Annotated in this window: 15 protein-coding genes and 1 tRNA gene; 10 read left to right on the top strand and 6 right to left on the bottom strand. The window is 49.6% G+C overall.

From position 1 onward, the window contains the following. Positions 1 to 61: 61 nt before the first annotated feature. Positions 62 to 1,222: a DUF1972 domain-containing protein gene (locus IAQ59_RS06455; RefSeq protein ID WP_209329969.1), complete on the top strand. Its 1,161-nt coding sequence runs from the start codon at positions 62 to 64 to the stop codon at positions 1,220 to 1,222. 131 nt (positions 1,223 to 1,353) lie between these two features. Here IAQ59_RS06455 and IAQ59_RS06450 read toward each other — a convergent pair whose 3' ends face one another. Next, on the bottom strand, positions 1,354 to 2,496 hold the full coding sequence (locus IAQ59_RS06450; RefSeq protein WP_209329968.1) for a DUF4221 family protein: 1,143 nt from the start codon (positions 2,494 to 2,496) through the stop codon (positions 1,354 to 1,356). 504 nt (positions 2,497 to 3,000) lie between these two features. Here IAQ59_RS06450 and IAQ59_RS06445 point away from each other — a divergent pair. From IAQ59_RS06445 to IAQ59_RS06435, 3 genes are all read left to right on the top strand, one after another. Then, positions 3,001 to 4,179: an AAA family ATPase gene (locus tag IAQ59_RS06445; RefSeq protein ID WP_245189467.1), complete on the top strand. Its 1,179-nt coding sequence runs from the start codon at positions 3,001 to 3,003 to the stop codon at positions 4,177 to 4,179. Then, positions 4,145 to 4,663, top strand: coding sequence for an RloB family protein (locus tag IAQ59_RS06440; RefSeq protein WP_209329966.1), 519 nt, complete (start codon positions 4,145 to 4,147; stop codon positions 4,661 to 4,663). Before IAQ59_RS06445 ends, IAQ59_RS06440 begins: the two co-directional genes overlap by 35 nt. Positions 4,664 to 4,882: 219 nt before the next feature. Next, positions 4,883 to 5,353 carry a DUF4221 family protein gene (locus tag IAQ59_RS06435; protein ID WP_209329965.1) on the top strand — a complete coding sequence of 157 codons (471 nt, stop codon included), beginning with the start codon at positions 4,883 to 4,885 and terminating at the stop codon, positions 5,351 to 5,353. A 14-nt stretch (positions 5,354 to 5,367) separates the two neighbouring features. Here the strand turns inward: IAQ59_RS06435 and IAQ59_RS06430 are convergent, their stop codons facing one another. Beyond that, a complete protein-coding gene (locus IAQ59_RS06430; protein ID WP_209329964.1) occupies positions 5,368 to 7,602 on the bottom strand; it encodes an NADP-dependent isocitrate dehydrogenase in 2,235 nt (744 codons plus the stop codon). A 174-nt stretch (positions 7,603 to 7,776) separates the two neighbouring features. On the opposite strand from IAQ59_RS06430, the gene IAQ59_RS06425 reads away from it, so the two are divergent. From IAQ59_RS06425 to IAQ59_RS06415, 3 genes are all read left to right on the top strand, one after another. After that, complete coding sequence (locus IAQ59_RS06425; protein WP_209329963.1) at positions 7,777 to 8,319, top strand: CAP domain-containing protein; 543 nt, start codon at positions 7,777 to 7,779, stop codon at positions 8,317 to 8,319. A gap of 102 nt (positions 8,320 to 8,421) precedes the next feature. Beyond that, positions 8,422 to 9,324 (top strand): sugar phosphate isomerase/epimerase family protein, encoded by a 903-nt coding sequence (locus IAQ59_RS06420; RefSeq protein WP_245189466.1) that lies wholly within the window; start codon positions 8,422 to 8,424, stop codon positions 9,322 to 9,324. Between the two features lie 5 nt (positions 9,325 to 9,329). Then, positions 9,330 to 12,002 (top strand): PVC-type heme-binding CxxCH protein, encoded by a 2,673-nt coding sequence (locus tag IAQ59_RS06415; RefSeq protein WP_245189465.1) that lies wholly within the window; start codon positions 9,330 to 9,332, stop codon positions 12,000 to 12,002. Between the two features lie 16 nt (positions 12,003 to 12,018). On the opposite strand, the gene panB is transcribed toward IAQ59_RS06415, so the two are convergent. From panB to IAQ59_RS06395, 4 genes are all read right to left on the bottom strand, one after another. Beyond that, positions 12,019 to 12,840, bottom strand: coding sequence for a 3-methyl-2-oxobutanoate hydroxymethyltransferase (panB, locus tag IAQ59_RS06410; protein ID WP_209329962.1), 822 nt, complete (start codon positions 12,838 to 12,840; stop codon positions 12,019 to 12,021). A gap of 12 nt (positions 12,841 to 12,852) precedes the next feature. After that, entirely contained in the window at positions 12,853 to 13,356 is a 504-nt protein-coding gene (locus tag IAQ59_RS06405) for a phosphoribosyltransferase family protein (protein WP_209329961.1), read from the bottom strand. Positions 13,357 to 13,455: 99 nt separating this feature from the next. Further along, a complete protein-coding gene (gene rsgA, locus IAQ59_RS06400; protein WP_209329960.1) occupies positions 13,456 to 14,379 on the bottom strand; it encodes a ribosome small subunit-dependent GTPase A in 924 nt (307 codons plus the stop codon). Then, positions 14,376 to 15,629 carry a 3-deoxy-D-manno-octulosonic acid transferase gene (locus IAQ59_RS06395; protein ID WP_209329959.1) on the bottom strand — a complete coding sequence of 418 codons (1,254 nt, stop codon included), beginning with the start codon at positions 15,627 to 15,629 and terminating at the stop codon, positions 14,376 to 14,378. The genes rsgA and IAQ59_RS06395 overlap by 4 nt, the downstream gene beginning before the upstream one ends. Positions 15,630 to 15,885: 256 nt before the next feature. Between IAQ59_RS06395 and IAQ59_RS06390 the strand changes: the two genes are divergently transcribed. The 3 genes from IAQ59_RS06390 (at position 15,886) to IAQ59_RS06380 (ending at position 20,884) form a co-directional block, all read left to right on the top strand. Beyond that, positions 15,886 to 19,098 carry a DUF1553 domain-containing protein gene (locus IAQ59_RS06390; protein WP_209329958.1) on the top strand — a complete coding sequence of 1,071 codons (3,213 nt, stop codon included), beginning with the start codon at positions 15,886 to 15,888 and terminating at the stop codon, positions 19,096 to 19,098. Positions 19,099 to 19,116: 18 nt separating this feature from the next. After that, a complete protein-coding gene (locus tag IAQ59_RS06385; RefSeq protein WP_209329957.1) occupies positions 19,117 to 20,613 on the top strand; it encodes a DUF1501 domain-containing protein in 1,497 nt (498 codons plus the stop codon). A 196-nt stretch (positions 20,614 to 20,809) separates the two neighbouring features. Beyond that, a tRNA-Pro gene (locus IAQ59_RS06380) sits at positions 20,810 to 20,884 on the top strand. Positions 20,885 to 21,130: the final 246 nt, after the last annotated feature.

Here is a 21,130-nt window from a genome sequence, read left to right as displayed (position 1 = left end):
TTTGGTTTGGAATTGGTATATTTGCGGCACCGATCGTGAAAATGGGAGGTTTTTTTACCACATGAGAACAGCAAAGACGCATAGACCACTGCGGGTGGCAATTATTGGAACAAGAGGTTACCCGTACGTGTACAGTGGCTATGAGACCTTTGTGAAGGAAGTATGTGAACGCTTGGTAGCAAGGGGGGTGGAGGTGACTGTCTACTGCCATAGGCCGCTCTTCAAGGAACGGCCCAAAGAGGTAAATGGTATTCGGTTGGTTTACGTGCCCTGTATTGAAACCAAAAACCTCAGTCAGCTTACAAACTCGTTTTTATCCATGGTCCATGTTTGCTTTTCCAAGGCAGATGTGGTATTTGTTGCAAATAGTGCAAATGGTCCTTTTGGGATACTCCCTAAACTGTTTGGCAAGCCTTCTGCGATCAATGTAGACGGATTGGAGTGGCTTCGTCCTAAATGGAAGGGGCTGGGTGCGAAATATTTCCGAATGGCCTCGAGATTGGCCACAAAGCTTTACGATTGTGTGGTGACCGATTCGGATGAGATGCAGAAAATTTACTTGGAGGAGTTTAACTCGCCCTCCAAGATGATTGCCTACGGGGCGAACCCCCGGTATCCCACCGAAGATTCCCTGATAGAACAGTGGGGGTTAAAAAGGGAGTCGTATTATTTGATTGTGGGCAGGCTTATTCCGGACAATAATTCCGACCTCATCGTAGCGGGTTTTCTCCAGTCCCATTCCAAGCGTAAGTTGGTTATCGTGGGTGATGTGCCTTATCGGGATGCCTTTGCACAGCGGATGAAAAATCTGGGCGGCGACAGGTTATTGTTTACCGGTTACGTACGGGATCAGGAGGCACTTGCTGCTTTGTACCATAATTGCTATGGATACCTCCATGGTCACGAATACGGTGGCACGAATCCAGCCATGTTAAAAGCCTTGGCCTACGGATGCGCTATTTTGGCATTAAATACGCGGTTTAATCAAGAGATGCTGCAGGAAGGGAAGTATGGATGGTATTTTGATAAAAGTGCCGATTCCCTTAGGTCTCTCTTGGACTATGTAGAGACGGTTCCTGAAAAGATGAAAGTGCTCCGAGAACATTCGAGGGAAGGGCTTGGACAGAAGTACAATTGGGATTTTGTCACGGATGAGTACGAGCGGCTTTTTAGGAGTCTATGTAAGCGGAAGTTGGAAGGTTACAGCGTAAAAGGCAGGTAGGGGTCATCTGCACCCCTATGGCCATTAAAGTTCCCCGAAGTAGCTTGGAAAAGATACAGGGGGTTGAGGATAAACAGCGGTCTGCGAGCAAAATTCGTTTTTGCTATTAACTACCTAACATACACCACTCGTTATTCCCCCGCACTTCGCATGGTCAGCCGAGCAAAACCAAGCTCATCCGCTACATTCACTGGCATCCAGATGGCTCCGTCTTTGACAAAGGGAAAGACCGGGACAAAGTCGATTACAGGCACTTCATGCTCCGAAACGATGCTTAGGTCACGGTCGAGCAGGGTGAGGTAGACTTTGGCTTTTCTGTAGGGATCCGGTTCATCTGGATTTTGGGGAAAGATTTCTTGGTAGGTAAAGCGGTAGAATATGCCCCGCGTTTCGTCCCAAATAGGATGTTGAAAGTTTATCTGCTCTCTGAGCATTCGGTCTACCGGTCGGTACTCTTCCCGGTTGCTTACCTGCTTGGGAGGTTTGACGGTTTTTTCCCCGGCGGTGAGGGAGGGAATGGCCCGGTGCAGTTCCAGCTCATTACTTGGGATATGGTAACGATAGATTGGACTCGCCACGCTGATCGAAAAGAGCACCGTTTCACCGACGATGGACGTGGCATATTCGGGACCAAACCAAACTTGCGGCTGTTCCATGGTGTAGTGGAAATCATTAAGGATATCGAAGGCAGGTAGCTCCCGACGATCAAACGTACGCTGCGAAAAATCGATGCTGACAAAGGAGGTCTCGGGTTCTATCCACTTTCTTCCCAGCCCGACGATACGGTGGGGCTGCTTGGACCACATCACTGGCATGGGCAAGGCTTCATTCTCCCCAAATTCCCCTCCCGAAAAGGATACGTTTTTGGTCGTGTGGGATAGGATTTTTCGTCCTTTCAGATCAAAGATCTCGTGGTCAAAATGACTGCTAAAATACAGCGAATCCTGTCCCAGGTAGTGGATTTTTCCCACGCGGCCGCCGGTGCCGTTGGGACCCTCCTTTTCATAAGCCACCACCCGTTCGAGCTCCAGTTTATTCAAGTCGATGACCTCCAGAACGCTATTCGTGTAGTTAAAGTTATAGAAGTAACGTCTGTCAGAAGAGGTGTCGGACCAGCGGAAGCCTCCCTGTAGGAATAGGATTTCATCTTTTGGATCGATCATCAGGGTGTCGAGGGAAAAGACCAGTTCCCCAAATTCCGTGGCTTCTTGGTTGGAGCTTGAGCAGGCATAGAAGGTCAGTAGGGGGAGAAGAAGGAGCTTGAGTTTTTTCATAGGGAGTGTATTTTCGACTAAAAAGTTAGCATGTTTTTCCAAGGAAAACTAATTTTTTAAAGGAAATCTTCACGCAGGATTAAATGCGTGGGGAGGGGAAATAAGTGGGGGTGTATGTTGCATTTGTTTACAAGGGTAATTGCGGTATTTTCGAAAAGGGGGTGATTCATTAAAAATTGGAGTCACCATTTCTTCCAGGTTTATGGTTTGTCTGTATCGGACGGATTGTTTGCTCCGCCAATGGCTGGAGACAGACCAATAGACTTCGAGAAACCTCTTTTATCCCATTTATTTTGATAGAAATTGATTTGGTCTCAATTCTTATTTTTAAATTTGAGAAATATTCACAGATATTGAAATATGAGTACAATCGAGGAATTCAGCTTTGGGAACTTTTGGTCCTTTAAGGACGTGCAGACCTTGAACATGGCGGCGGCAAAGATCAAGTCCAAAAACAGCCGTCTCGATACTGTCAATCTAATTCCTGTGGAGAACGGACTTAGTTTGTTGAAATCCAAAGCCATCTACGGTGCCAATGCCAGTGGTAAAAGTAACGTGATCAAGGCTTTGGTTACCTTTATTCGAGTCATTAAGGAATCTGTAAAAGATGAGAAAATTTTGGAAATGATCGAGTCATTTCAACTATCTACAGAATCAGCAGATCATCCAAGTTTTTTTCAAATGATTTTTCAATTAGACGGGGTTCGCTTTCGATACGGATTCGAAGCCGATTATCAATCGATAATGAGTGAGTGGTTATTTTCCACTCCCAAATCAAGAGAGCAAACTCTATTTATCAGAGAAGGTAATCGGGTTTTTGATATAAATCATAAACACTTTGAAGAGGCTAAGAAATCTATTGATCTTTCGGGAGGTGAGGGCCAAATTTTCCGTAATAATTCTTTGTTTCTGTCCTCCCTAGCATCTTTTGGGTTTGGAAGAACTTCAAAAAAGCTAATCGAAGCAATTTCAGCTATTTCGGTCGTCAGTGGGCTCGGGAATCCTGGAGGTTATGGGCTTGCAGGTGATTTTCTATCCGATTTGATTAAAAAGAACTTTGTTTTAGAATTTTTGAAGAAAGCGGATGTTGGTATTAACGACATAAATGCTATCGAATTGAATGCAGAAAGCTTTCCTAAAGATATATCCCAAGATGTGAAACAGGAATTAAAAAAGCGGAAAATTATAATATCAAATAGAATTAGGTATGACGAAAAGCTGAATGCAGCAGGCATTAGCGAGTTTGCATTTGCTGCTCAAGAGTCCGAAGGAACCAAGAAAATGTTTGAATTGAGTCCGTTTATTTATGCTGCACTTAAGCAGGGAACTCCCTTAGTCATTGATGAGTTTGATGCCAGGTTTCACCCATTGCTCACCAAAAAGATTGTGGAGCTATTTAACTCAGAAAGCAACAAGAAGTCCCAGTTGATTTTCATCACACACGACACCAATTTACTTTCTGCGGATCTATTGAGGAGAGATCAAATCGATTTTGTGGAAAAAGACCGATTTGGTGCAAGCCACTTGTATACATTGGTAGAAATCAAGGGAGTTCGAAATGATGCTTCTTTTGAAAAGGATTACATCCAAGGAAAATATGGAGCGATTCCGTTCCTAGGTGATTTTACAAGTTTAAGTGATTTCGACTATGCCGAAGAAGACAAGAGCTACCAAGGTCACTGACGGAAGAAAGGCATGGAATAGAAAGTCCAAACCAACTGCCTACAGAGTTGAATCAATACCCATAAACAGGACCATATTGATTGTCTGTGAGGGGCAAACGGAAGCGTTTTATTTCAGATCATTCCCAGTTTATGGTGTCAAAGCGGAAGGCCTAGGGTACCAGGTAGCCTATTCTAATGACGCGTTCGAACTATGGTTTTTTCTGCATTTCGAATATACAGATGCAGCACATTTAAGAACTTTCTATTATAAAGCATTGGGTGAGAAATTTGGGCTCAATTATGAAAAAGAGGGGAAGAGGTATGCCTTTTGTCAAAGACTGTATTCCCTTCTGACTGAAATAGACGGTTCCTCCCAAGAAAAGGCACTAGATAGGGCCAGGATACTTTTCGAGAATAAAAAGGAATTACCCTACCATCTGCAAAACCCAGTTACGAAGGTGTTTGAACTGGTAGAGGAGTTGAATAAGAATTTGAGAAGGTAGATCATAGGGCAATCACATAAATGTATGGCAATCATTATATAGTTTACTTTTTGGGCCATGTCCCTATAGAACTTAGTTTTCTTTAAGTTTGATGTACTGGTCTTTCAATTTTTGGGATTGGTAATTGCTATTTCCACATCATTTTTTTGGAAACCCAAACCCACGTTAACGTTCGTTAAACCACCTCTTCTTCAACCACAAATTTCCTAACTTTAACGCATGCAGCTACAATACCTAGCATTCAAACTTCTGTCCACCGTCGTCCTTGCAGGACTTGCCCTACTTTTTTCCTGCAAAAGCAGTCCGGATTCTGTGGATGTAAGGAACCTTTCCTGTACCATTGATACCGTACTGATAGACTCCAAGGGCGAGATTCTATTTTTACAGCGCGGATTATATGTCTCTGATTATTCTGAATACGATGGAATGCTGTATAATTTCAACGATCTCTCCCATTATGTCGAACAAATCAACCTCACCGACTTAACGCTCGAAAAAATGATCCCGTTTGAGAAAGAAGGTCCCAATGGCACAGGCTTTTGGACTCCCGATCTTCAAGCAGTATCCGAATTCATTTACCCTGATTCTTCACCACCACCTGTTCCGGCCATATCGGTCAGGCGATGTAAGCATCTCTTTGAACAGAAAAGGGCCGGCTTTTGGAAAAAACCGGCCCTTAAGCAGATGTGAAACTAATTCGAAAATCAGGCTTTGATGCCCTCTAGAATTTGGTTCAGTGTTTGGCTTGGACGCATGGCGATGGAAGTTTTTTCCTCGTCGGGTCGGTAATAACCACCGATATCCACCGGGCTTCCCTGCGCGCCGTTTAGCTCCTCGATGATTTTAGCCTCTTTGGCCGCAAAATCCTTTGCCACGGGCGTAAAGATATCCTTAAGTGCCGCGTCTTTATCTTGGGCAGCCAAAGCTTCTGCCCAGTACATGGCCAGGTAAAAGTGGCTACCACGGTTGTCCAGTTCATTGACCCTGCGGGAAGGGGATTTTCCTTCCTGTAGGAACTTGGCAGTAGCGGCATCTAGGGTTTCTCCCAACACCCGCGCACGTTCGTTGTCAAACGTGTTGGCAAGGTGCTCCAAGGAAACTGCCATCGCCAAAAACTCACCTAGGGAGTCCCAGCGTAGGTGTCCTTCTTCTACAAATTGCTGCACGTGTTTGGGAGCAGACCCACCTGCACCGGTTTCAAACAGACCTCCTCCGTTCATCAGCGGCACAATAGAAAGCATCTTGGCACTGGTTCCCAGCTCCAATATCGGGAAAAGGTCGGTCAGGTAATCCCTGAGTACGTTTCCGGTTACGGATATGGTATCTTTACCTTCCTTCATGCGAACCAACGAAAACCTCGTGGCTTCCACAGGAGACAGGATATGGATCTCCAATCCGGTGGTATCGTGATCTTTCAGGTATTTTTCCACCTTGGTGATCAGTTGGGCATCGTGTGCACGGTTTTTGTCCAGCCAGAATACCGCAGGGGCACCGGTAGCTTTTGCCCGGTTAACCGCCAGTTTCACCCAGTCCTGAATGGGGGCATCCTTCACCTGACACATCCTCCAGATATCTCCTGCTTCCACCTCGTGTGCCATCAGCACCTCTCCGGAAGCATCCACCACTTTCACAGTGCCTGCTGCGGAAACCTCAAAGGTCTTGTCATGGGAGCCGTATTCCTCGGCCTTTTGGGCCATTAGTCCTACGTTTGGCACCGATCCCATGGTTCGGGGGTCAAATGCACCGTTTTCCTTGCAGAACTGGATCGTTTCCTGGTATACGCCCGCATAGGAACGGTCAGGGATGACGGCTTTGGTATCTTGCAGTTGGTTGTTTTTGTTCCACATTTGACCGCTGGATCGGATCATAGCCGGCATGGAGGCATCGATGATGACGTCGGAGGGTACGTGCAAGTTGGTGATTCCTTTGTCAGAGTTCACCATTGCCAAATCCGGGCTGTCGGCATAGCAGGACTCGATGTCTGCTTCTATTTCCGCACGTTTGTCTGCAGGGAGTTTGCCCAGTGCTGCGATCAGGTCACCAAAACCGTTTTTGGTATCTACGCCGATTTCGGCAAACGTTGCCGCATGTTTTTCAAAAACGGGTGCAAAAAAGACGGTAACCGCATGTCCAAAGATAATGGGATCGGATACCTTCATCATGGTCGCTTTCATGTGAAGGGAGAAAAGGACTCCTTGCTTTTTGGCTTCTTCCTTTTGCTCGTGTAAAAATTTCTTTAGCGCGGCTACATTCATGGAGGAAGCATCGATCACTTCTCCTGCTTGTAACTTTAATTCGTCTTTTAATACTTGCTTGGTGCCGTCGGTTTTTTCGAGAACAATTTGCACCGTAGTAGCGGCTGAAATGGTGCGGGATTGTTCGCTGCCGTAAAAATCGCCACCGGTCATACTGGACACATGGGATTTGGAATCCTTGCTCCACTTGCCCATGCTATGCGGGTTGTTTCGGGCAAATTGTTTTACCGCTTGGGGTGCCCTTCGGTCGGAGTTGCCTTCCCGGAGAACGGGGTTTACGGCTGAGCCCTTTACTTTATCGTATTTGGCGCGTACGCTCTGCTCTTCCTCGGTCTTGGGATCATCCGGATAGTCTGGGAGGCTGTAGCCCTGCGCTTGCAGTTCTTTGATGGCTGCTTTTAACTGGGGGATGGAGGCACTGATATTCGGTAGTTTTACGATATTGGCCTCGGGGGTTTTTGCAATCTCCCCAAGTTCGGCGAGCGCATCACCAATGCGTTGTTCTTCCTTAAGGTACTCTGGAAAGGAGGCGATGATCCTCCCAGAAAGGGAAATGTCCCTGGTTTCCACTACCACGCCAGCCGAATCGGTAAAGGCCTTGATAATCGGAAGCAAGGAATAAGTGGCCAACGCAGGGGCCTCATCGGTAAGCGTATAAAGTATTTTAGGGGTCTTGTCACTCATAAATACATCTGTTTTTTTGATTCGTATGAAAAATATCGTAGATCCGATAAATTGGGGGCTAAAATACGCAAAAAAAAGCGTATTCAAAGGTATGACGGAGTAATAGGTGGATTTTAAGCAGGGACTAAATGCATCCATTCAGCGTTATAAAACAGATCTAACCCCTGATTATTGATGCTTATCAACTTATTTTCCGTACTAATCACCTTGGGAACGCTTTGGCTTCCCCAAAGCTTTTACTTTGCGCCCGTTTCCCTTTCTCCCGCGGAGCAGGAGCTTTTTGACCTGATCAACGAGTACCGGGTCAGCCGTGGCCTTTCTGAAGTGCCTTTTTCGTCGGCTTTGACCCAAGTAGCCCAAATTCACGCAAAGGATCTGATGGAAAACCACACACCTGGCGGGCGATGCAACATGCACTCTTGGTCAAACAAGGGGCCTTGGAAAGGGTGCTGCTACCGGGAAAACCACAAAAACCCCGGGTGCATGTGGGATAAGCCCAAGGAAATCGCCGGCTACGAAAGTCCGGGCTATGAGATCGCCTACTGGCACTCCCAGGCTGCTGTGCCAGCCGTGGCGCTGGATGTGTGGAAGAAAAGTCCGGGCCACCATGCCGTAATAGCCAACCTGGGAGTGTTTAAAGATGCCAACTGGCGGGCCATGGGCGTGGGAATTTACCAGGGGTATGCGGTGGTTTGGTTTGGGGAATTGGAGGAATAGGAGTAACATGCCTCCTAAAAAATGGCGATTGGGTGTTGGTTTTTTTGAGGTTTCCAATCTATTTGAGTTATATTGAGGCTGTTAATCTATGATGATCCCAGAATGAACCTATTTAACCCCCGAAGAGACTTTATCAAAAAGGCCGGCCTGGGCGTGGCCGGGTTAAGCCTTGCCAACCCGACCTGGAAGGAATCCGTCTCTACCCCGTCAGCCCAACCCTTCAACCAGGTAGCGCTTGCCATAGCTACCATCACCTGTGATGGCTTTGGCGACCGTAACTTTGAAAGGGCATTTGAAGTCATCCCGCAGCTTCCCTTTAAAAATGTGGAGTTCAACTGTTGGTATGGTCGAAACCTCACCCCAGCCGGCATTCACAGCATACAGCAGCGTTGTTATCAACACGGCCTCACGCCGATAAGTGTGCAGGGCAGTGCCTTTGGTGCAGAGGGCAATATCATCAAAGATGTGGCCCATAAGCTATGGAATATGCGGGCTGCAAAGGTATTGGGGTGCAGGAGGGTGAAGTTTACCGGCGCAGGCAGGGGCAAAGAAGGGGGATTGGATGCGGTGATTGCTGTTTTGAAGGAAATTGCCCCAGCCGCGGAAGAAATGGATGTGTTGGTCACGGTTGAAAATCACGCCAACAACAATATTGAAACGATTGAAGATTACGACCGGATTTTTGAAGCGGTAGATTCCACCCACGTGGGCATGTGCATGGATAATGGGCATTTCGACGGGTCATCTATTGACCTGATGGAGGTGGTGGACCGATTTCATTCCAAGATCATGCACGTGGACCTGAAGGATACCGAGCGGAAGGGCATACATAAGGTTGTCAATTTTGGTGACGGCGTAACTGATAACGAGGGGGTAATCCAAAAGCTACTTGGTTATGGCTATAAGGGGTACTTGGTGGTCGAAATGGCACCGCCTCGCAATGAAGAGACCCTGGTTCAGGATCTTCGCCGCGCGTACGGGCTTTTCGAAAAATATCAACGTTAGTCGCCATGCGTTGTGACAGATACCTAAAATTCATCGCCAAAGGAGTTGGTTATGGATGGCTGTTTTTTGTGGTCATGGCTTGGTTTTGCACCCAAAAGGAACCTGTGGCAACGCTCCAAGAAATACATGGCGTTCGGGTATTGGATGCGAGGCTATCACTTTCGCTGATGCTCGAAGATCCGGAAATAGTGACGCCCATCGGGATCGCCGTGGATGCCGAAGACAGGGTGTATGTCTTGGAATCCCATACCCACTTGCCGCCCAAAGATTATGCTGGCCCGTCCTTTGACCGGATCAAGCGATTTGCAGACACCAATGGAGACGGCCAATGGGACGAGGTGCTGGTTTTTGCGGACAGCATTACCGAAGGGTTGAACCTGGCCATCTCGCCGGAAGGAGAACTCCACGTCATTACTTCCCGGGAAGTATGGGTACTCTACGACAGGGATGCTGACGGAATCAGTGAGGAACGTAGGCTGCTGGTCGGTCTTGAGAAGCCCTATCAGGTTTACGCTCACGCAGCCATGCTTAGCATCACGTTTGATGCATCGGGTAACATGTATCTGGGCCGGGGCAATACGGGGTCTGCCCATTGGGTATTGGCTGGATCCGACGGTAGCAAGGTTTCTGGCTATGGGGATGGCGGTAATATAGTACGTGCGGATGCGGATGGGTCTAAACTGGAAATTTTTTCCACCGGTTATTGGAATCCCTTTGATCTGAAGTTTGACAGTTATGGAAGGCTGCTGGTGGCCGACAACGACCCGGACAGCCGTGGTCCCAACCGGTTGGTACATGCGGTAGAGGGATCCGACTTTGGGTATAAATCCTTGTTTGGCGGCAGTGGAATTCACCCATATCTAGCTTGGAACGGCGAGCTACCGGGTACCCTGCCCTATGCTGTGCCATTGGGAGAGGCACCATCGGGTTTGCTAAATACCAATCTGACCACTTTCCCAAGTGATTACCGGGACCAGTTTCTTTGCAGCATTTGGGAGGAAAGCCGGATTGTCCGGACTCGGTTCGCTGAGGCAGGGTTGTCGGTAACCGGTGACACGGAGGTGGTCGTGGAAGGAGGCACTGACTTTCGCCCGGTAGCTTTCGCTGCGGATAGCAAGGGAAACGTGTATTTCACCGACTGGGTGATGCGTTATTACCCTAACCACGGCAAAGGCAGGGTATGGAAGCTATCTGCGATTGACTCCTCCCATTCCTTAGCACCGGAAACGGCCTACAGTCCAGTCCATGAGCATGCTTCGGTGACCAAATGGAACGCACTTCGGGAAGGCGAGGTGGGTGCCGCTTTATTGAAAGAAGCGTTACAGTCGAAGGATGCCTTTGAACGCCATGCGGCGATTCTAGCATTAGGTAAGCCCAAATTACAGGCAGTCCTTCAGGAAGTACGCTACGATCAGCACCCGGCGGTGCGGATGGGGGCATTATTGGCCATGCGGCGATTTCCTTCGGGCGACGGGATGGAGTCTGCAAAGACCTTCCTTACGGACCCGGATCCGGAAATCCGGAGAGCCGCATTGATATGGGTCGGTGAGCAAGGGTTTACACCACTTTCTCCCCATATAAGGAGTGCGCTATCGGGGCCAGGCTTTTCAGTGGAGTTGTTTGAAACCTACCTGGAAACGGTCAAAATGCTTCAACCGGATTTTATAATTGCCTATCAAGCTATAGCAAAGCCGAATGCCAAGCAGCTGCCACGTGCTTTGCCGCAAGGGTTTCTGTCCGATTTTATTTCAGCTACCGATATCCCTGGAGAATGGCGGTCGGCTGCGCTAACTTTTTTGGAAAATCCTTCGGAGCACCGGGAATTATTGGTTCGTTTGCTTTCTGAAGAGGAGGATTTTTCCCGGATAATAGACTTGATACGCATCATCGTGCACCTAACGGGTCCAAAGGTCGCAGATGCGTTGGCAGCGTTGGCCTTCAATCCGGAAATGGACTCAGAGGTACGGGCAGAGGCATTGTGGGCCTTGGACAGGCAGCCATATACCGAGTGGCAGGAAGTGATTGCTTTGTTGTATTCGAGTGAGGAAGCGATTGCGACCGAAGCTGCCCGTTTTTTGCGATTTCGGGCCAACGACCCTGAAGTGAAGCAGGCCATGGTTGGTGTATTGGAAGACGGTAGCTCGTGTGAAAGCGAGGGATTGCGGCAGCAACTGATGCTGGCACTGTACGAAGACACGGGCAAGCGTCCAACTCCCGCTGACATTCCCGCATGGCAGGCACTGCTTGACGGGAACGGGGATGTTTCTCGGGGTCGGCGTGTATTTTATTCCACTGTGGCAAGTTGCGCAGCATGTCATGCCCATGTGGGCATTGGCGGGGATCTGGGTCCCGATTTAAGCCATGTGGGCAAATCCAAGGACCGGAGGGGACTGCTGAGTTCCCTATTGTTGCCCTCTCAGGAGGTCAGTCCAGAGTGGCAGGGTTGGTATATAATCATGCAGGATGGGAAACGGTACGAGGGACGGCAAATTGATGTGGGAGACAATGATATCAAGCTTTACACCCAACAAGTGGGATTCATCAGCGTGGACAAAAAAGATGTGAAAGACTACGGGCTGGTCGAAGCCTCCTTGATGCCGGAGGGCCTCTTGGATAGGCTTACCGATCAGGATATCATGGACTTGCTGGCTTTCTTGGAAAACAATAAGGACGAATAGTTTTTTGATAATTAGGTTAATAGCTTTCTCCCTTGTTAGGGAAATCGCGGGATTTCACATCTTGTATATACCTTCCCACAGCGTCCAACATCACGCCACGTAGATCGGCATATTGCCGCAAAAAACGAGGCTGAAATTCCTGGGTGATTCCCAGCATGTCGTGTAAAACCAACACCTGTCCATCCACATCCGGTCCGGCACCTATGCCTATTACGGGAATGCGAACGGCCTCTGATACCCTTTTTGCCAGGCTGGCAGGAATTTTTTCCAAGACCAAGGCGAAACAGCCGCATTCTTCCAGGATTTTGGCATCTTCCAGTAGTTTTTCGGCCTCCGTTTCTTCCTTAGCGCGCACGGTGTAGGTGCCAAACTTGTAAATAGACTGAGGGGTCAACCCGAGGTGTCCCATTACCGGCACTCCGGCGCTGAGGATCCGCACCACGGATTCCTTGATCCCTGCGCCACCTTCTACTTTTACGGCGTGAGCGCCTGCTTCTTTCATAATGCGGATGGCAGAACGTAGGGCCTCCGAACTGTTTCCTTGATAAGAGCCAAAGGGGATATCCACCACCACGAGCGCCCGATTGACGGCCCGCACCACTGAGGCCGCATGGTAGATCATTTGATCCAAGGTGATGGGCAAGGTAGTCTCGTGTCCAGCCATTACGTTGGAGGCCGAATCACCCACCAAAATCATGTCGATACCTGCCGCATCCACAATGCCTGCCATGGAGTAATCGTATGCGGTCAGCATGGAGATTTTTTCCCCACGTTGCTTCATTTCTTGGAGAATGTGGGTGGTGATACGTTTGATATTGGCCGATTGGTGTACTGACATGGGGCAGATTTTTTAGTGCAGGTGCACAGTGGCGTTTTCGGGATCTAATTTCACCGTAATGTGTTCGCTGAGCGTCGTAGCAAGTTCGTAACCGGTATAATCGGGCGTTACTGGGAAGAGCTTGTGGCTTCTGTTTACGAGTACGGCTACTTCGATTTTCTTTACATTGTCCGCTAAAAAGGGGAATAGGGCATAAGCCAGGGTTTTGCCCGTATTGAGTACATCGTCCACGAGGATAATGGATTTGCCGGTATAGGGGCCGGCTTCCGAGCAGCTGATTTCTTCTAGCTGGGGTTGGGACTTGTCCAGGTTCACTTGTATCAATCCCACTTGAATGGGGGAGATCTCTCGGAGCTTTTTGGCTATCAGCTCTGCCAGCACGTACCCCATGCCGGTGAGACCGGCAAATAGGAGCTCCTGCTCCTGCACATTGCGTTCGTAGATCTCATATGCGATGCGGGTGATCTTTTGTTGTATCTGCTTGTGATTTAAGACCAAGGTTTTGTGCTCACTCATCCGGTAGAACGATTGATTGTTTGAAAAGGAAAATTAAGCCAAAAGAAGGGAGTTTCAAAGAACCGAACATTATTTGACTCTGGGAAGTCATTTTCGGCATTACCGGTGGCTGTCTTCCTCGTATAGGATATTCAAGTAGCTTTCGTACCGGTAGGGGTGGATTTCGCCCTTTTCCAAGGCCTCCATGACGGCACACCCTGGCTCGTTTACATGTTTGCAGTTGTGGTACCGGCATTGCCCGAGGTAGCGTCTCAGGTCCACAAAGTAGTGGGATAGCTCCTGGTCTTCAATTTCCAGGATGCCAAACTCCTTGATGCCGGGCGTGTCTATCAGGAAGCCTTCGTCACCAAAGGCAAACATCTCGGCAAAGGTGGTGGTGTGCACGCCTTTGGAGGTGAATTTGGAGACAGACCGGGTGGCTTGGTTGGCCTGTGGAATCAGTCTGTTCAGTAGGGTTGATTTGCCCACTCCGGAATGGCCGGCCAACAAGGTGGTTTTTCCATGAAGAAATGGAGCCAGCACTTCAATCAGGTTTTCCTGATTTAGCGCTGAGATCTTTAGCACTGGATAGCCCAACGGGTCGTAGATTTCCTTCAGTAAGGAAAGGTATTCAACGTCTTTTTCCTTGCTCAATGCATCGGCTTTGTTCACGATGATATAGGCGGGAATCCGGAAACTTTCCGTGCTGACCAAAAAGCGGTCTATGAACCCCAAGGAGGTCCGAGGGTCTCTTACGGTCACCACTAGAAATGCCTGATCAATATTGGAAGCGAGGATATGTGAAAACTGCTGCTTCCGCGTAGACTTGCGGATAATGTAGTTTTCACGCGGAAGGATATCCCGTATCACGGCTGTTTCCTGCTGCTCTTCGTAGTCCCAATCCACCCAATCGCCCACGGAAATGGGGTTGGTGAGTTTGAGGCCCTCCTGCTTGAACTTTCCCCTTAGTCGGGCGCTGATGGTTCCCTTTTCTGATTGAAGGATGTACCAGGATCCGGTAGATTTCATCACACGTCCCTTCATCCGTTGGTTAGCTTTTGGTTTACGATTTCCATGATTTTTCGGGCGCTGCCCAGGTTGTCGTTCAGCAGGCGGTCTGCATCCAAGCTGGCACGTTCATAGGTGGTTTCATCGGTCAGTTGTGTCATGACAGATTCGAAGTCTGCCGCCGTTTGTACGGCAAAACCACACCCGTAGTTTTGGCTGATCTCCCATTCGGGAAATTTCCCTCGTTGTTTCAGTCGACCAAAAATTACCGGAATGCGGAAAGCCAAGGGCTCTAGAATATTGTGCAGCCCCTTTCCGAATGCCCCACCTACATAGGCGACTCGGGCATATTGGTACAGAGACGAGAGCATGCCGATGTTATCGATTATCAGGGTATCCCAAGGTTGCGGATCTTGCAGGTCCAAGTGGGTGTAGCGGAGCGTTTTTCCGGGGAGCGCCGAGATCCATTCTTCGATCGCTTTGGCATGTATGTCATGAGGTGCCAGGATGTATTGGTATTCCGGGTGCGCGCAGATAAAAGGGATGATCCGATCCATGTCTTCCTGCCACACCGAACCGCCCACCAAAACAGGTTTGGCAATTCCTTTGGACACTTCCGGGAAGGACTTGGGAGATTGGCTTATGGCATTCACATTGTCATAGCGCGGATCTCCTGCCACCGAAACCGATTTTAAACCCAGTCTTTCGATCATGGCAGCGGGTAATGGCTGCTGTGTGAACACATGGTCAAAATGGCCCAGCATGCGCCGGAAGAAGCCGCCGTAGGTTTTGTTGAAATACACTTGTTGTTCCCGAAACGCTGCTGCAATTAAGAACAGGGGGACGCCCAACGATTTAGCGGCCAGGATATGGTTTGCCCAAAGGTCGTATTTGACAAAAAAGGAGATGTTTGGATAAAGGATTTGAAGAAACCTTCGGGCATTACCAGGGCTGTCTATCGGTAGGTAGGTGATGAAATCCACATGGGGCTGTGGCCGTTTGATCACATGTTCATATCCGGAAGGGCTGAAGAAGGACACTACCACCTGCCATTGGGGTCTGGATTCGCGAAATGCCCTGATTACCGGTTTGGCTTGCTCGTATTCTCCCAGCGAAGCTACGTGAAACCATGCGAGCGGTCCGGGTGATGTGTTCCTGAATGCGCGTAGACGTTCAAAAAGTCCCATTCTTCCCTGTACCATCTGCCTAAGCTTGGTTGACCTCCAACTGCCCACTTGCAAGCCGATAGCCAATAGTCCCATGCCCAGATTGTATAGTTGCCGCATGCGGCAAAAGTACAAAATTTCCCCATAGAAACCGATTGAGGCAGTAGGGGTCGTTTTTTCTCTAAAACCAAAGCATGTAGGTTATTTGGGTACCGATCGGTTGGGTTTGCGTTGGGACAGGTGCTTTGGTCGATTGTTTTTAAGGTTTTAGGTATCACGGATATTTCAAAGACCATTCACGTAAATATCTAGGGCATATGTACCAATTGAACGGGTAAAGCATTAACTTTATCCTTAATTATTCTGTATCATCTCTATGAGACCTCTATCTTTTGTATTGTTTGTCGGATTTGTTGGTTTGTTTTCCTGTGGTGGTGAAATCCCCGCCCCTGTGCAGGAGGCTATGGATGAACTGCCGGAGGCGTTAGACTACAATGTGCACGTGAAGCCCGTCCTTTCCGATAAATGTTTCGCCTGCCACGGCCCCGATGAAAACACCCGGCATGCCGGTCTGCGACTGGATGAGGCGGATGCGGCATTTGCCAGTTTGCCCGAAAACCCCGGCAAAGTAGCGATCAAGCCCAAGAGACCCTTCAAGAGCGAACTGGTAAAACGGATCCTGTCAGAGGACCCGGATTTTCGAATGCCCACGCCGGAGTCACACCTGACACTAACCGACAGGGAAAAGGCCATACTGATCCGTTGGATCGAACAAGGGGCGGTTTATAAAAAACACTGGTCCTTCATACCCCTTGAGACGGTCGCTATTCCGCAGACGAAAAGCAGTGGATGGGGAAACAACGAGATCGATAGGTTTGTCCTCGCTGAGCTGGAGGTTCAAGGGTTGAAGCCCAGTCCCGAAGCCGATAAGGAAACCCTTCTGAGGAGAATCAGCTTGGATATCACCGGCCTTCCTCCCACCGAAGCGGAAATAGACGCGTTCTTGGCAGATAACTCGCCGGAAGCCTACGAACGGCAGGTTGATCGTCTACTGGCTTCGCCGCATTACGGAGAGAAAATGGCCATGCATTGGCTGGATGTGGCGCGCTATGCAGACACGCATGGCTACACTGTGGACCGTTACCGAGATATGTCGCTTTACAGAGATTGGGTGATCAAGGCGTTCAACCAAAACATGCGCTACGATACCTTTGTCACCCAGCAACTAGCCGGGGATCTGCTGCCAAACCCAACCAAAGAGCAACTGCTGGCTACAGCCTTTAACCGGGTGCATCCACAAAACATGGAAGGAGGCATTGTGGACGAGGAGTTTCGGGTAGAATACGTGGCCGACCGTACCAATACGCTGGGCAAGGCTTTTATGGCGCTCACGCTGGAGTGTGCCCGCTGCCATGATCATAAGTACGACCCCATTTCTCAAAAGAATTACTTTGAACTTAGCAGTTTTTTTAACCAAGTAGATGAGGCGGGTCAGATATCCTGGGATAACGCCATGCCGGTACCTACCATGCTTTGGACCGACGAGGAGAAGGAAAAGGTACTAAAGATGTTGGAATCCAACGTTCAACGGGAGCAAGCCCATCTGTTGGAAACCCTCAAGGGGGCGGACACGGTTTTTTCACAATGGCTGGCCGGTGCTTCCTACCAATCGGATGCCCAAAGCGCGTTGCCCCGAAGCTTAAAGGCCCATCTGGATTTTGATGCGCTGCCACTTACCAATGCGTTAGATCGATCCGAAAAGGCATTGATGGAGAGCAGCGACGTAAAAAATCAGACCCCTGAATTGGCTGACGGCCTAAGAGGCAGCGGTGTTAAGCTCAACGGAGATTTTTGGATTCGCATGGAAAAATCCGGGGTGTTTACGAAAAGTGAGCCCTTTAGCGTCAGCATCTGGGTGAATATACCCAAGGAGCGGGAACACGGGGCCATTTTTCACACGGGTACCGGGGCAGTGCTTTATAACCGACGCGGCTATCACCTTTACTTGAAAGAGAACCGGTTGGAACTGGTTTTGGCCCACACGGCACCCTATAATGCCATCATCAAGGAGACGCTTGCCGAGGTACCAAAGGATCAGTGGGTCAACCTTGTGATGACTTACGATGGCTCTTCGAAGGCCTCTGGGTTGAATATTTATCAAAACGGTGTGCCGTTGGCGACTACCGTGGTCAAGGATAATTTGTACAAAGACATTGTTTTTCAAGGCGGGGGTCAGCCGGGCATTCAAGTGGGGGCCGTCTGGCGTGGGCGCGGCATAAAGAATGCACGGGTGGATGAGCTTATGGTCTTCGACCGGGAGTTGACCGAGCTGGAAGCACTTCAATTGGGAGATAGGGCGGCATTTACCGCATTGCTTGCCAAAGCTCCGGAAGCACTGGATCAGCCGGAGAAGGAATTGTTGAAGCGCTATTTTATCCACAATCATTTTCCCCCTTTTGAAAAGCAACTGCAGGTCCTGACGGAGACCCGAATGCAGCATGCGCAGGAAGTGGAGCCCGTTCAGGAGGTGATGGTGATGCAGGACATGGAACCGCGTAGACCGACCTACCTGTTGGTAAGGGGCGAGTATCAGTCGCATGGGGAGGAGGTTTTTCCCAATACCCCGGAAAGTGTGCTGGAGCTGCCGGAGAACCTGCCCAAAAATCGCCTGGGACTGGCCCAATGGTTGACAGATCGTAGGCACCCGCTTACCGCTAGGGTGGCGGTGAATCGCCTTTGGATGTATTATTTTGGCCGTGGTTTGGTGGCTTCTGCGGGCGATTTTGGCAATCAGGGAGACATGCCCTCCCATCCGGAGCTGTTGGATTGGCTCAGTTTGGAGTTTATGGAGTCCGGCTGGGACGTGAAAGCCCTCCAGAAAAAGCTGTTGCTTTCGGCCACCTACCGTCAACACTCCTTCACCTCTGATGAGCTGAGAGAACGGGATCCCGACAACATTTTATTGGCCAGGGGGCCTTCCGGGAGGATGCCTGGAGAGATGATACGTGACAATGCGCTGATGGCCTCCGGGCTGCTCAGCCAGAAAATCGGCGGTCCTAGTGTGAAGCCTTATCAGCCGGAAGGGTTGTGGAGGGTAAATGGGGGTACCTATGTAGAGGAAAGTGGCGAAAACCTGTATAGAAGAAGCCTGTACACGTTTTGGAAGCGGTCTGTGCCACACCCAACCACCCATATTTTTGACGTGCCGGATCGCAGCGAATCCGTGGCCGTGCGCCAGGAAACCAATACACCGCTTCAGGCCCTGGTTCTTTTGAATGATCCCACGTTTGTCGAGGCAGCCAAAGTGCTTGGGGCCGAGATGGCTACCCTGTCCGAATCGAAGGAGGCCATTAATCGAACGTTTCGAAAACTGACCGGTAGGACTGCTACCGAAAAAGAATTGGAAATACTGGACACCCTGCGGGCACAGGAATACAAAAAGTTTCAGCAGTCGCCGGAAAAGGCTAAAGGTTGGGTAGAAACCGGCGCTTACGCTTTCTCCCACACGGTGGACCTTCCCCGGGTGGCAGCCCATGCCGTGGTGGCCAGTGCGATTATGAACTCGGACGCAGCCATCACCAAACGATAACGTCAATATAGCTTACCTATGTGCAAACATCATAAATCGCCGAAATTTGCCCATCATGCAGACCTGCATTCGTTGGAATTAAAGATGGATCGAAGGCATTTCCTTACCAAAACAGCCATGGGAATGGGGTCCTTGGCACTGGGGTCTCTATTTGGGGCCGAACGCTTGCTGGCGCAGCCTAATCGAACAGATCCGGGAAATGGGGGGCTTCCGGGGCTTCCCCACCATGCCGCTAAGGCAAAGCGCATTATTTACCTATTTCAAAGCGGTGGGCCTTCCCAGTTGGATTTGTATGACTACAAGCCCAAGCTGGCGGATATGCACGGTAAGGATCTTCCGCCCTCGGTGCGGGGCGAACAGCGGCTAACGGGCATGAGTGCAAATCAGGCGATCTTTCCCGTGACCCAATCGGCGTTTTCTTTCAAACAATACGGAAAATGCCGGGCTTGGGTGAGTGAACTGATGCCACATACGGCCGAGGTGGTCGACGAACTGTGTTTTATTAAGTCCATGGTTACCGAGCAGATCAACCACGACCCGGCCATTACCTTTATGCAATCGGGTCATCAACTGGCAGGAAGGCCCTCTATAGGAGCTTGGCTTTCCTATGGGTTGGGCTCCGAAAACAAGAACCTGCCGGCCTTTGTGGTGATGGTTTCCAAAAACGCCGTATTGGACCAACCGCTGTATGCCCGGCTTTGGGGGAATGGGTTTTTGCCTTCGCAGCATCAGGGGGTTCAGTTCCGTTCCGGCAAAGACCCTGTGCTCTACCTGAGTAACCCCGAGAACTACGAGGGGAAGGACCGCCGGGAAATGATGGACCACCTGAAGGCCCTCAACGAGGTGCAGCAGGATCTATATGGAGACCCCGAGATTGCCGCACGAATCGCCCAGTACGAGATGGCCTTCCGCATGCAGACCAGTGTGCCGGAAATCAGTGATCTTTCCGATGAACCGGATCATATCTTCGAACTGTATGGGGAGGAAAGCCGAGATCCGGGCACCTATGCGGCCAATTGCTTAATGGCTAGGAGGTTGATTGAAAAGGACGTGAAGTTTGTGCAGCTGTATCACCAAGGGTGGGATCAGCACGGAAATTTGCCGGGAAGTATTCGAAATCAATGTCAAAAGACCGACCAAGCTACCGCCGCATTGATTAAGGACCTGAAGCAGCGTGGGCTGCTAGAAGATACACTGGTGGTCTGGGGTGGCGAGTTTGGCCGCACGGTTTATAGTCAGGGTACCCTAACTAAGGATAACTATGGCAGGGACCACCATCCGAGGTGCTTTACCATGTGGATGGCCGGTGCAGGTGTGAAGCCTGGATTTTCCTACGGTGAAACCGATGAACTGGGATACAATGTGGTCAAAGATCCCGTTCATATTCACGATTTCCACGCCACCCTGATGCATTTATTTGGCATAGACCATGAGCAGCTGATTTTCAAGCACCAAGGGCGAAGGTATAGGTTGACGGACGTACATGGGCACGTGGTTAAGGATCTGCTCACCTGAAAATAAAATAAAAATTACGATACTGCTTTTTGTTTTAGAAAAATCATTTTCTACCTTTGTCATCGCTTTACGGAAGCAATTTCGGGCGGGTCTTCGGGGTGTAGCGTAGCCCGGTCATCGCGTCCTGACTGTGTCAGGAAGGTCGCAGTGCCAAAATCAGCCAAAGGTGGTAAAGACCACCAAAGATAAAATACTTCGGGGTGTAGCGTAGCCCGGTCATCGCGCCTGCTTTGGGAGCAGGAGGTCGCAAGTTCGAATCTTGCCACCCCGACAATAGAAGCCAGTCCCGGTTAGGGATTGGCTTTTTTGTTTTACAAACAGTCAAACCAGCACGGGTCATCGCGTCCTGACGGCAGTCAGGAAGGTCGCAAGTTCGAATCTTGCCACCCCGACAATGGAAGCCAGTTCCGGTTAGGGACTGGTTTTTTTGTTTTACAAACAGTCAAACCAGCACGGGTCATCGCGTCCTGACGGCAGTCAGGAAGGTCGCAAGTTCGAATCTTGCCACCCCGACAAT

Origin of the sequence: Lunatimonas salinarum (genome assembly GCF_017811155.1) — a bacterium.
Taxonomy (GTDB): Bacteria; Bacteroidota; Bacteroidia; order Cytophagales; family Cyclobacteriaceae; genus Lunatimonas; species Lunatimonas salinarum.
The sequence above is the reverse complement of the archived record's forward strand: the minus strand, read 5'-3'. Positions and strand labels throughout refer to the sequence as shown.

What these genes read in the sequence shown, in the direction of transcription:
- IAQ59_RS06455 (WP_209329969.1), top strand. Translation starts at nt 62, where the DNA reads ATGAGAACAGCAAAGACGCATAGACCACTGCGGGTGGCAATTATTGGA.
- IAQ59_RS06450 (WP_209329968.1), bottom strand. Translation starts at nt 2,496, where the DNA reads ATGAAAAAACTCAAGCTCCTTCTTCTCCCCCTACTGACCTTCTATGCC.
- IAQ59_RS06440 (WP_209329966.1), top strand. Translation starts at nt 4,145, where the DNA reads ATGCCGAAGAAGACAAGAGCTACCAAGGTCACTGACGGAAGAAAGGCA.
- IAQ59_RS06435 (WP_209329965.1), top strand. Translation starts at nt 4,883, where the DNA reads ATGCAGCTACAATACCTAGCATTCAAACTTCTGTCCACCGTCGTCCTT.
- IAQ59_RS06430 (WP_209329964.1), bottom strand. Translation starts at nt 7,602, where the DNA reads ATGAGTGACAAGACCCCTAAAATACTTTATACGCTTACCGATGAGGCC.
- IAQ59_RS06425 (WP_209329963.1), top strand. Translation starts at nt 7,777, where the DNA reads ATGCTTATCAACTTATTTTCCGTACTAATCACCTTGGGAACGCTTTGG.
- IAQ59_RS06420 (WP_245189466.1), top strand. Translation starts at nt 8,422, where the DNA reads ATGAACCTATTTAACCCCCGAAGAGACTTTATCAAAAAGGCCGGCCTG.
- IAQ59_RS06415 (WP_245189465.1), top strand. Translation starts at nt 9,330, where the DNA reads ATGCGTTGTGACAGATACCTAAAATTCATCGCCAAAGGAGTTGGTTAT.
- panB (WP_209329962.1), bottom strand. Translation starts at nt 12,840, where the DNA reads ATGTCAGTACACCAATCGGCCAATATCAAACGTATCACCACCCACATT.
- IAQ59_RS06405 (WP_209329961.1), bottom strand. Translation starts at nt 13,356, where the DNA reads ATGAGTGAGCACAAAACCTTGGTCTTAAATCACAAGCAGATACAACAA.
- rsgA (WP_209329960.1), bottom strand. Translation starts at nt 14,379, where the DNA reads ATGAAGGGACGTGTGATGAAATCTACCGGATCCTGGTACATCCTTCAA.
- IAQ59_RS06395 (WP_209329959.1), bottom strand. Translation starts at nt 15,629, where the DNA reads ATGCGGCAACTATACAATCTGGGCATGGGACTATTGGCTATCGGCTTG.
- IAQ59_RS06390 (WP_209329958.1), top strand. Translation starts at nt 15,886, where the DNA reads ATGAGACCTCTATCTTTTGTATTGTTTGTCGGATTTGTTGGTTTGTTT.
- IAQ59_RS06385 (WP_209329957.1), top strand. Translation starts at nt 19,117, where the DNA reads ATGTGCAAACATCATAAATCGCCGAAATTTGCCCATCATGCAGACCTG.